Source organism: Thermus altitudinis (genome assembly GCF_022760835.1).
Classification (GTDB): Bacteria; Deinococcota; Deinococci; order Deinococcales; family Thermaceae; genus Thermus; species Thermus altitudinis.
Genome location: NZ_JAKTNQ010000047.1, coordinates 1 through 10017 on the forward strand (window position 1 = coordinate 1; position 10017 = coordinate 10017).

The 10017-nt window shown below is 66.2% G+C and carries 11 protein-coding genes; 4 read left to right on the forward strand and 7 right to left on the reverse strand.

Translation table 11 applies throughout. From position 1 onward, the window contains the following. Positions 1 to 213: 213 nt before the first annotated feature. Positions 214 to 1656 carry an NAD(P)H-hydrate dehydratase gene (locus L0D16_RS11700; RefSeq protein WP_243032400.1) on the reverse strand — a complete coding sequence of 481 codons (1443 nt, stop codon included), beginning with the start codon at positions 1654 to 1656 and terminating at the stop codon, positions 214 to 216. Positions 1657 to 1701: 45 nt separating this feature from the next. On the opposite strand from L0D16_RS11700, the gene L0D16_RS11705 reads away from it, so the two are divergent. Then, positions 1702 to 2457 (forward strand): SIR2 family NAD-dependent protein deacylase, encoded by a 756-nt coding sequence (locus tag L0D16_RS11705; protein WP_243032391.1) that lies wholly within the window; start codon positions 1702 to 1704, stop codon positions 2455 to 2457. Positions 2458 to 2603: 146 nt separating this feature from the next. On the opposite strand, the gene der is transcribed toward L0D16_RS11705, so the two are convergent. Beyond that, the gene (gene der / locus L0D16_RS11710) at positions 2604 to 3902 is read right to left on the reverse strand and encodes a ribosome biogenesis GTPase Der (protein WP_243032392.1); all 1299 of its coding nucleotides are present in this window, start codon (positions 3900 to 3902) and stop codon (positions 2604 to 2606) included. A gap of 79 nt (positions 3903 to 3981) precedes the next feature. Here der and L0D16_RS11715 point away from each other — a divergent pair, with 79 nt between their 5' ends. Then, positions 3982 to 4557: a 1-acyl-sn-glycerol-3-phosphate acyltransferase gene (locus tag L0D16_RS11715; protein WP_243032393.1), complete on the forward strand. Its 576-nt coding sequence runs from the start codon at positions 3982 to 3984 to the stop codon at positions 4555 to 4557. Between the two features lie 24 nt (positions 4558 to 4581). After that, entirely contained in the window at positions 4582 to 4947 is a 366-nt protein-coding gene (locus L0D16_RS11720) for a DUF4870 domain-containing protein (protein WP_243032394.1), read from the forward strand. On the opposite strand, the gene acpS is transcribed toward L0D16_RS11720, so the two are convergent. Then, entirely contained in the window at positions 4925 to 5302 is a 378-nt protein-coding gene (acpS, locus tag L0D16_RS11725) for a holo-ACP synthase (RefSeq protein WP_243032395.1), read from the reverse strand. The genes L0D16_RS11720 and acpS overlap by 23 nt on opposite strands. A 119-nt stretch (positions 5303 to 5421) precedes the next feature. Here acpS and rsmF point away from each other — a divergent pair, with 119 nt between their 5' ends. Next, a complete protein-coding gene (gene rsmF / locus L0D16_RS11730; protein ID WP_243032396.1) occupies positions 5422 to 6789 on the forward strand; it encodes a 16S rRNA (cytosine(1407)-C(5))-methyltransferase RsmF in 1368 nt (455 codons plus the stop codon). A gap of 194 nt (positions 6790 to 6983) precedes the next feature. Here rsmF and L0D16_RS11735 read toward each other — a convergent pair whose 3' ends face one another. The 4 genes from L0D16_RS11735 to L0D16_RS11750 form a co-directional block, all read right to left on the reverse strand. Then, positions 6984 to 8036, reverse strand: a complete 1053-nt coding sequence (locus L0D16_RS11735; protein ID WP_243032397.1) for a 3-dehydroquinate synthase — start codon at positions 8034 to 8036, stop codon at positions 6984 to 6986. Further along, positions 8014 to 8568: a shikimate kinase gene (locus L0D16_RS11740; RefSeq protein WP_243032398.1), complete on the reverse strand. Its 555-nt coding sequence runs from the start codon at positions 8566 to 8568 to the stop codon at positions 8014 to 8016. Before L0D16_RS11740 ends, L0D16_RS11735 begins: the two co-directional genes overlap by 23 nt. Positions 8569 to 8669: 101 nt before the next feature. After that, complete coding sequence (gene aroC / locus L0D16_RS11745) at positions 8670 to 9821, reverse strand: chorismate synthase (RefSeq protein WP_243032399.1); 1152 nt, start codon at positions 9819 to 9821, stop codon at positions 8670 to 8672. Positions 9822 to 9846: 25 nt separating this feature from the next. Then, positions 9847 to 10017 (reverse strand): zinc ribbon domain-containing protein (locus L0D16_RS11750; RefSeq protein WP_279231402.1); only part of this gene is annotated, 171 nt, incomplete at its 5' end.

Genomic DNA, 10017 nt, shown 5'->3' on the forward strand with positions numbered 1-10017 from the left:
CGGACGGAGCCTTCGGGAGTGGGCGCTGTGCAAACAGTCTCATGATTCCCGAGGTCACGGGCGAAGCCCGTATCTTGCAGCCTCGTTCTTCAGAACGGGGAGTCGTCACGCGGTAGGGTCTGGGATTGGGGCCTGACCCCCTGGTGTTCTTCGTCGCCTTGGTCTAGGGGAAAAGCGCCCTTCTTGGGGCTCTACTCCAGGGTGGGAAGGCCTCTAGATGATGGGCGGAGCACCTTGGCCTAGGGCCAAGGCCTTCCGTGCCCGGGGCAGGGCCTCGGCCACCTCCCGGGCCAGGAGGCCCACCCCCTTTTCCTCCGCCAGGAGGTCCCCCGCCAGGCCGTGGAGGTAGACCCCAAGCCGGGCGGCGTCAAAAGGGGCCAGGCCTGCCGCCAAGAGGGCGGCGATGGCCCCGGAGAGCACATCCCCCGTTCCCCCGGTGGCCAGGGCGGGGTTGCCGGTGGGGTTGAGGGAAAGCCGGCTTCCCTGGGCCACCACGGTGGGGTTCCCTTTGAGGACCAGGGTGAGCCCGGTGCGCTCCGCCAGGGCCCGGGCGGCCCTTATGGGGTCTTCGGCCACCTCCTCCGGGGGCACCCCGAGAAGCCTTCCCGCCTCCCCCGCGTGGGGGGTGAGGACGGTGGGTACACCGGTTTTGCGGTAGGCCTCGAGGACCTCCAGGTGCAGGGCGTCGGCGTCCAGCACCGTGGGAAGCCGGGCCTCCAGGGCGGCCAAGGCCCATTCCCGTCCCCAGGGTCCGCCCCCCATGCCCACGGCCAGGGCCTCCACCCGCATGGAGGGGAGGGAAGGCGTGGGCACGGGGTGGAAGACCGCCTCGAGGGGCTCTAGGGGTGGGCCCTCAGGGGCTACCAGGTGCACCAGCCCCGCTCCCATGCGGTAGGCCCCCAGGGCGGCCAGCACCGGGGCCCCGGCGTAGCGGAGGCCTTCGCCACGAAAGCCCCCCAGGACTCCCACCCGGCCCACGCTGCCCTTGTGGGCGGTGAGGGGGCGTTTGGGCAGGAGGGGAAGGAGGGTTTCGGGGGTGGCGATCTCGGGCAGGTCCTCCCGCGCCAAAAGGGACCTAGGTAGGCCGATATCTGCCAGGAAGAGTTGCCCGCAGGCCTCGCGCTTGAGGAAATGGGGGGGTTTGAAGGCGGCGAAGGCCACGGTGGCCGTGGCCCGCACATGGGGGAGGAAGGGAAGTCCCGAGGGCAGGTCCAGGGCCAGGATGGGAAGCCCGGAGGCGTTCATCCTGTCCACCAGGCCGCCATAGAAGCCTTCCAGGGGCCCTTTCAGCCCGGTGCCGAAGAGGGCATCCACCAGAACCTCCTCCCGGTTCCAGAGGGCCTCCTCGAGGGGGCGGATCTCTAGCCCCTGGGCCAGAAGGGCTTGCCGCGCGGAGAGGGCATCCCCCCCTTGGCCCTCCGCCGCATAGACCCGCACCGGTACCCCTCCCAAAAAGAGGTGCCGGGCCAGGACCAGCCCGTCCCCGCCGTTATTGCCTTTGCCGGCCAGGACTACGGCGGGCCGGTTTCCAAAAAGCTTCCGGTAGACCCATGCCGCCTTCATCCCCGCCCACTCCATGAGGAGGAGGGAGGGGTAGCCCATTTCCACCGCCTTCTCGTCGGCTTCCCGCATGGCCTCGGGGGTGAAGAGCCTCAAGGTGGTGGCCATGGCTTCTAGAATACTCCTGGAGGGGAAGGCCCCATGGAGCTACGGGAGGCCCAGTCCAGGCTCAAGAAGGCCCAAAGGGTAGCGGTCCTGACGGGGGCGGGCATCTCCAAGCCCTCGGGCATCCCCACCTTCCGCGATGCCGAGGGGCTCTGGCAGGAGTTCAACCCCCTGGACTACGCCACCCCGGAGGCCTACGCCAGGAACCCGCAAAAGGTCTGGGAGTGGTACGCCTGGCGCATCGCCAAGGTGCGGGAGGCCAGGCCCAACCCCGCCCACCTGGCCCTAGTGCGCCTCGAGGAGCAGGTCCTCTCCCGGGGCGGGGACTTTCTCCTGGTGACCCAGAACGTGGATGGCCTCCACGCCCTGGCGGGGAGCCGGAACCTGGTGGAGCTCCACGGCAATATCCTAAGGGCCCGGTGCGAGGCCTGCGGGCACCGCTTTCCCCTTCCCGACCCCTTTACCCCCCCTGCCTACTGCCCCCTTTGCGGGCACCGGGCCCGGCCCGACGTGGTTTGGTTTGGGGAGTTTCTGCCGGAAGGGGCTTGGGAAAGGGCGCAAGGGGCCTTTTCCCAAGCGGATGTGGCCTTGGTGGTGGGCACCAGCGCCGAGGTGGAGCCCGCCGCGTCCCTGGGGCGCATCGCCTACGCCGGCGGGGCTTACCTGATTGAGGTGAACCCCGAACCCACCCCCCTTACCCCCTTGGCCCACCTCTCCTTGAGGATGGGAGCCGTGGAGGGCTTAGGGGCGCTTTTGGCCCAGGACGGCCCCGATCCTTCGGCCTCTGGCTGATCCTGCCACCTTAGGCCGGGCTGGGGTGGTGCTCCTCCTATGGGTGGGGGCCCCGAGGTCTTGGCCGGCGTGGCGCGGTGGGACCTTGGATGGGCCCGATGGCCTTCTGGCCCGGGCCTCGAGGCGGCCCCCACCCCCGGCTGCCTTTAGCCCTCCTCCCTCCGTCCGCGGAAGACCAAGCGGAAGGGCACCTCTTTCAGGCCCAGGTCCTCACCCACGCGGTTTCTCAGGTAGTTTTCAAAGGCCCGGGTCACGAACTCGGGGTGGTTCACAAAGAGGACAAAGGTGGGTGGGGCCACCTCGGGCTGGGTGGCGTAGAAGATTTTCAAGGGTTTGCCCTTGAAGTTGGGGAGTTGCACCTTGGCCGTCCAGACGGAAAGCCAACGGTTGAGCTCGGCGGTGGGGATGCGGGTGTGGTTGAGCCCAAAGAGGCGCACCGCCTCGCTGAAGATCTTCTCCAGGTTCTGCTTGGTGAGGGCGGAGGTGTACACCCGGGGCAGATGCTCCAGATGGGCAAGCTTTTCCTTGAGTTCCCGGCGCACCTTGGGGGCCTCCTCCTTCCTCACCAGGTCCCACTTGGTGATGACCAGAAGCACGGGCTTGCCCTTTTCCCAGGCATGGTTGGCCAGCTTGAGCTCCCGGTCCCCCACCTGGAAGGGGTCTAGGACCAGAAGGACCACGTCGGCCTCCCCTATGGCCTTAAGGCTTCTCCGGATGGCCAGCTCCTCCACCAGGGTTTCCGGGCGCTTGCGGATGCCGGCGGTGTCCACCAGGATGAAGGGTTGGCCGCGGAAGGTGAAGTGGACGTCAATGGCGTCCCGGGTGGTGCCGGGTTCCTCGGAGACGATGACCCGCTCTTCCCCTAGGATGGCGTTGAGAAGGCTGCTTTTCCCGGCATTGGGCCGGCCCACGATGGCGAGCCGGATGCCCGCCACCTCCGGTTCCGACTCCATGTGCCTAACGGGAAGCCTGGCCCAGATGGCCTCGAGGAGCTCCTCGAGGCCCCTATTGTGCTCGCTGGAGGTGGGGATGGGATCGCCAAAGCCCAAGGCGTAAAGGGGGCCCAGGTAAAGCTCGTGCTTGGGGTCGTCCACCTTGGTGGCCACCAGGACCACGGGCTTACCCTTTTTGCGCAGGTACTCCGCCACCTCGTAGTCCGCCTGGGTGAGCTCCGAGCGGCCGTCCACGGCAAAGAGGACCACCTCGGCGTCCTCTAGCGCCTGGTCCACCTTTTCCTGGATCTTCTTCTCCCAGCGGTCCCCCGACCATAGCCCTCCGGTGTCCACCAGGAGGAAGCGGCCCTGGTCGCTTTCCACCACGCCCTCCTTGAGGTCGCGGGTAACCCCGGGCACATCGGCCACCACCGCACTCCTTTTGCCCAGGAGGCGGTTGAAGAGGCTGGATTTGCCCACATTGGGCCGGCCTACGATGACCACCTTATGCATCTTCACCCCAGCAAATAGGGGTGGGGAAGCCCCCACCCCGCCTTCCCTCAGTGTAGCACAAAGGGTATACTTCCGGAGTATGCGGCAGCTTGCGGGCTTGGTCCTCAAAGCCTTGGGGTGGCGGTACCACATGCCCCCGCCCCCCAGCAGGAAATATGTGTTGATCGGTGCGCCCCACACCTCCAACTGGGATTTTCCCGTGGGGCTTCTCGCCCTTTGGGCCTTGGGCATCCGTGCCCGTTGGCTTGGGAAGAAGGAGCTTTTCCGTCCCCCCTTGGGCTGGCTCTTGCGGCTCTTGGGCGGCATCCCGGTGGATCGGTCTCGCCGGAACAACCTGGTGGAGGGCGTGGCGGAGATCTTGCGGCAGGAAGAGGAAATCGCCATCCTCATCACCCCTGAGGGCACCCGGGGGAAGGCGCCCTATTGGCGTTCGGGTTTTTACTACATGGCCCTCAGGGCGGGGGTTCCCATTGCCTTGGGCTACGTGGACTTCCGCAAAAAGGAGATCGGGATTGGCGGCTACCTCTGGCCCAGCGGGGACCTGAGGCGGGATTTTGAGGCCATCCGGGCCTTTTACCAGGACAAGGTGGGCCTCAGGCCTGAAAAGCAAGGGCCTATTCGCATCCGAGAGGAGGAGGCCGAGGAGGTGGCCTGAGGGGGTTCGGGGTAGACTAGTCCCATGGAACAACCCACCCCCTTGACGGATCCAGAGCGCACCTGGGCGGCGGTGGCCCACCTGGCCCCCTTGGTGGGGTATTTCATCCTCATAGGGCAGATCCTCTTGCCCTTGGCCATCCTCCTATGGGGTCCCAAGAGCCCCTTTGTTCAGGCCCACGCCAAGGAATCCCTAAACGGCCAGATCAGCTACACCCTTTACGGCCTGGCCCTTTTCCTCCTGGCCATCACCGTGGTGGGGCTAGTGGTAGCCTTTCCTTTGGCCTTGGCCCTCTTGGTTCTGGTCCTTTGGAATATGGTCCGGGGAGCCTTGGCGGCGGGAAGAGGGGAACATTACACCTACGCCCTTATCCTGCGCCTGGTGCCCTAGCCTCCAGGACCACCAGCGCCAGGGCATAGCCCCTCTCGTGGCTTAGGGAAAGGTGGGGCACTAGGCCCTGGGCTTGCAGGCGGGCTTGGAGCTGTGGGGCAAAGCGTAGAACCGGTTTCCTCCCTTCCATCCCCACCCAGACCTCCTTCCAGGAAAGGCCCTCGGGCCAGCATTTCTGGAAGGCCTCCTTGGCGGCAATGCGGGCCGCTAGGCTTGGAGCAGGGTCTTGGTGGCCCAGGGCATAGCGTAGCTCCTCCTCGGTGAAAAGCCTCCTTAGGGCCTTCTCCCCGTGTCGCTTGAGGAGTTTCCGCACCCTATCAATCTCCACCAAATCGGTGCCGATGGCTTGGATCATGGTTGGGACGCCTTTCCTTCCCTAGCCTACCTTTTCCCGCAGGGGCCATCGTGCCCAAGGGGCATTGTAGCCGGAAAGGGCCCTTGAGCCTGGGGGGCTTTTCGTGCTAGGGTACGCGGGTGTTGCCCAAGGCCTTTCTCTCCCGCATGGCGGCCCTTTTAGGGGAGGAGTTTCCCCTTTTCCTAAGAGCCCTTACGGAGGGGGAAAGGAGCTATGGCCTTAGGGTGAACACCCTGAAGCTTTCCCCTGGGGACTGGAAAAGGATTGCCCCCTGGCCCCTAAGGCCCATCCCCTGGTGCCCGGAGGGGTTCTACTATCCCCCGGAGGCCAGGCCGGGGCCCCATCCCTTCTTCTACGCTGGGCTTTACTACATCCAAGAGCCCAGCGCCCAGGCGGTGGGGGTGCTATTGGACCCTCAACCTGGGGAGCGGGTTTTGGACCTGGCGGCGGCCCCCGGGGGGAAGACCACCCACCTCTTGGCCCGCATGGGGGGAAAGGGCCTTCTTTTGGCCAACGAGGTGGACGGCAAGAGGATCCGGGGCCTTTTGGAGAACGTGGAGCGCTGGGGGGCGGGGCCGGCCGTGGTCCAGGCCCCACCCAAGGCCTTGGCTGAGGCCTTGGGTGCCTACTTCCACCGGGTCCTTCTGGATGCCCCTTGTTCCGGCGAAGGCATGTTCCGCAAGGACCCAGAGGCCATCCGCCACTGGGGTCCTGGGGCCCCTAAGAGGGCTTCCGAGGTGCAAAAGGCCCTTCTGGCCCAGGCGGCCAGGCTTCTTGGGCCAGGGGGGGTGCTGGTCTACTCCACCTGCACCTTCGCCCCCGAGGAGAACGAGGGGGTGGTGGCCCATTTCCTGAAGGAGCATCCCGGGTTTCACCTGGAGGAGGCCCGCTACCATCCCCTCTTTGCCCCGGGGGTGCCGGAGTGGGGGGACGGAAACCCCGAGCTTAGGAAAACCGCCCGGCTTTGGCCTCACCGCTTGGAAGGCGAGGGCCACTTCCTGGCCCGTTTCCGCAAGGGGGAAGGCCCTTGGGGCACGCCCCCTAAGGAGCGCATCCCCCCCCTGGGCCTGGAAGCCCGAAGGGCCCTGGGGGGTTTCTTGGAGGAGGTGGGGCTGGCCCTGGAAGGCCCCATCTGGGAGCGTGCGGGCCACCTTTACCTGGTGCCGGAGGAGCTACCCTCCTTGGCGGGGATCAGGGCCCCGGCTCCCGGGCTTTACCTGGGCCTGGTACAAAAGGGCCGCTTCCGCCCGGCCAAGGCCCTGGCCCTGGCCTTCGGCGCCACCTTGCCTTGGCCCCGACTTCCAGAGGTGGCCCTGTCTGCGGAGGACCCCCGGGCCTTGGCCCTAGCCACCGGGGAAGGGGTGGCCTGGGAGGGGGAGGATATCCCCTTGGCCCTGGTGGTTCTCAAGACCGAGGTGGGGAGTTTTCCCCTGGACTTTGGCAAGGCTAAGGCGGGGGTTCTTCGTCCGGTGGGGGTGGGGCTTTAGGCTCGTTAACGCCTCAGGCACGGGGTGTGGGAGGCTTCCCCATCCATTGCCCCCAGGCGGTTTTACCCCCTTCCCCCAGGATCCAAGCGGGCCAAGGGGCGGCCGTAACGGAGGACGACCCGCCCTTCCCTCTGGCGCACCACCCAAAGGGGCTTGGAGAGCTTGGCCTGGGCCTCATGTCGCGCCCGATTAGGCTAACGGGCTTGGAAAAAACCCAGGCCCTCGAGGACCTCCCCCCAAAGGCCAAAGGCTTCCCTTAGGGTTTCCTCGGGCAGGGGTTGGACCACCAGCCGGCCCGGGGCCAGGGGCACCACCCAGTGGAGGCTTTGGGAGCGCTTCTTCTTATCCCTTTGCAGGTAGGGAAGGAGGTCCTCCCAAGAAACGGGGGGAAGGGGAGGGGGGTTAAGCCACCTGAGGAGGCGGAGGACCAAGGGGGTAAGGTCCTCGCCCCCCAGGAGCCTGCCCAGAAGGGCGGCGTAGAGGAGGCCATGGGCCACCGCGGCCCCGTGGGGCAGGGCGTGGCGGGTGTAGGCCTCCAGGGCGTGCCCCAGGGTGTGCCCCAGGTTTAGGAGCCGTCTTTCCCCCTTCTCCAAAGGGTCCCGCTCGGTGATGGCCACCTTCACCGCCACCGCCTGGGCCAGGTAGGCCTCGAGGCGGGGGCTTTCCGGGCCTAGGTCTTCCACCTGTAAAAGCCCTTCCTCCCCGGAGATGAGCCCGTGCTTGAAGGCCTCCACCAGCCCCTCCTTGAAGGTGAAAGGAGGAAGGGTGGTGAGGATTTTGAGCTCCGCGTACACCCCTTGAGGAAAGTGGAAGGCCCCCACCAGGTTCTTCCCTTCGGGGAGGTTGATGCCCGTCTTGCCCCCCACGCTGGCGTCCACCACGCTTAAGGTGGTGGTGGGGAAGGAGAGGTAGGGGATGCCCCGCAGGTAGGTGGCGGCCACGAAGCCGCCCAGGTCCGTAAGGGTGCCCCCCCCTACCACCAGCAAGGTGGCGTTCCGGGGAAGGGCCCTTTGCGCCAGGAAGGAAAGCACCTGGCCATACACGGCGAGGGTTTTGGCACCCTCCCCCCCTTCCACGCCCAGACGGTGCTCCACCCCAAGCCTCTCAGCCAACTCCCGGGCGAAGCCTTCCACCTGGCGGTCGTAGAGGAGGGCCAGGGGGCCTTCCAGGGGGGGTATCTCCTCCAGAACCCCTTCCCCAATCAGGATGGGGTAGGCAACCGGTTCACGTACGCTTAGTCTTCGCATATTCCCAAAGTTTCGCCACGATTTCCGCCACCACCTCTTCCACCCGCCGCCCCTCTGTGGAAACGTGGATGTGGGCCTCCCGGTAGATGGGGGTGCGGGCCTCGAGGAGGGTCCTTATCCTTTCTAATGGGTTTTCCACCTGCAAAAGGGGCCTTTCCCCGGGTTTGCGGGAAGCCCTTTCCAGGATGGTTTCCGGGCTGGCCCATAGGGCCACCACCGGGCCCCTCTGGAGAAGCCTTTTGCGGTTTTCCGGGTCCATGAAGGTTCCCCCGCCCAAGGAGAGGACCAGGTATTCCTTCTGCATAAGCTCCCCCACCGCTTCCCGTTCCATTTTTCGGAAGGTCTCCTCCCCCAGGTGGCGGAAGATATCGGGGATGGAGATTCCCGTGCGCCTTTCAATGTAACGGTCCAGGTCAATGAAGTGGAGCATGAGGGTGCGGGCCAGCTCCCGGCCAATGCGGCTTTTCCCCACCCCCATGAAGCCGGTGAGGCTTATGAAGGTGGCGGGGCGGGGGATTTCTAAACGGGCCATTGACTTATCCTATCTCGCCAGGCCGTCCTCCCGGGTCCACCCGGGACGGAGGGGGTAGGGCCATTGAGCTCCCCCCAGGTCAGGGCCACGGTGGGGCGGTATCAGTAGGCCAGAACCCGGGCCTTGTACCGCTCCACCCTTTCCTGGATTTCCTCCAGGGTATCCCCGCCAAACTTTTCCAGGTAGGCCTGGGCCAGCACGATGGCGGAAAGGGCGCAGAGGATCACGCTGGCCGCGGGCACCGCGGTGACGTCGGAGCGCTCCCTGGCGGCATCCGCGGGTTCATGGGTCACCACGTCCACGGTGGGCAGGGGTTTCATCAGGGTGGCGATGGGCTTGAGGGCGGCCCGGAGGATGAGTTCTTCCCCCGTGGTCATGCCCCCCTCGAGGCCCCCCGCCCGGTTGGTCCGGCGGTAAAAGCCCCGCTCGGGGCTCCAGTAAATGGCGTCGTGCACCTCCGAGCCCCGCTTCATGGCGTTTTGGAAGGCGGGGCCGATCTCCACCCCCTTTACCGCGGGGATGGAAAGGGCCATCTGGGCCAGGCGGCCATCCAGCTTGCGGTCCCAGTGCACGTGGCTCCCTAGGCCGGGTACCAGGCCACGGAAGCGGGCCTCAATCACCCCGCCTAAGGTGTCCCCTTCCGTCTTGGCCTGGTCTATGAGGCGGATCACCTGGGCCTCGGCCTCGGGGTCGGTCATGCGCAAGGGGCTTTCCTCAATGCGGGGGAGGAGCTCCCAGGAAAAGGGCACCTGGCTCCAGACCCCCGCCATCCCCGGCACGTACCCCACCCCCTCCACCCCTAGGAGGCCTAGGAGCTTTAGGGCCACGGCCCCCACGGCCACCCGCATGGCGGTCTCCCGGGCGCTGGCCCTCTCCAGCACGTCCCTTAGGTCCTTGTGGCCGTACTTGATGCCGCCAGACAGGTCGGCGTGGCCTGGGCGGGCGGCGGTGAGGGCCTTTTTGCGGGGTTCGTTCCCCGGGGCCGGGTCCATGATCTCCACCCAGTTGCGGTGGTCGGCGTTCCGGATGGCCAAGGCCAGGGGGGCTCCCGTGGTCCGCCCGGCCCGAACGCCGGCCCGGAACTCCACCCGGTCGGTCTCTATGGCCATGCGCCTGCCCCGTCCGTAACCCTTTTGCCTCCTCTCCAGCCAAGGGTTGATGTCCTCCTCGGTAAGGGGGATGCCGGCGGGTAGGCCCTCAATGATGGCCAGAAGCTCCGGGCCATGGGACTCGCCTGCGGTCAAAAACCTCATGGGCCCATTGTGACGACTCCCCGCTCTAAAAAGCAAGGCTTCTCGGTTCAGAGTACGGACTCTTCCCCGAAGGCCCCGTCCAGGCCTTAGCCAAGATGTTTACTGCCGCTGCCACATCCCGATGGAGAAGAGTACCACAAGATGGACATTTAAACTCCCTGACCCACAGGGGCTTCTTCTCCCGGTGACCGCAGAC

Excerpts from the sequence above, each read along its gene's own strand:
- L0D16_RS11705 (WP_243032391.1), top strand. The coding sequence starts at position 1,702 with ATGGAGCTACGGGAGGCCCAGTCCAGGCTCAAGAAGGCCCAAAGGGTA.
- der (WP_243032392.1), bottom strand. The coding sequence starts at position 3,902 with ATGCATAAGGTGGTCATCGTAGGCCGGCCCAATGTGGGCAAATCCAGC.
- L0D16_RS11715 (WP_243032393.1), top strand. The coding sequence starts at position 3,982 with ATGCGGCAGCTTGCGGGCTTGGTCCTCAAAGCCTTGGGGTGGCGGTAC.
- L0D16_RS11720 (WP_243032394.1), top strand. The coding sequence starts at position 4,582 with ATGGAACAACCCACCCCCTTGACGGATCCAGAGCGCACCTGGGCGGCG.
- acpS (WP_243032395.1), bottom strand. The coding sequence starts at position 5,302 with ATGATCCAAGCCATCGGCACCGATTTGGTGGAGATTGATAGGGTGCGG.
- L0D16_RS11735 (WP_243032397.1), bottom strand. The coding sequence starts at position 8,036 with ATGCGAAGACTAAGCGTACGTGAACCGGTTGCCTACCCCATCCTGATT.
- L0D16_RS11740 (WP_243032398.1), bottom strand. The coding sequence starts at position 8,568 with ATGGCCCGTTTAGAAATCCCCCGCCCCGCCACCTTCATAAGCCTCACC.
- aroC (WP_243032399.1), bottom strand. The coding sequence starts at position 9,821 with ATGAGGTTTTTGACCGCAGGCGAGTCCCATGGCCCGGAGCTTCTGGCC.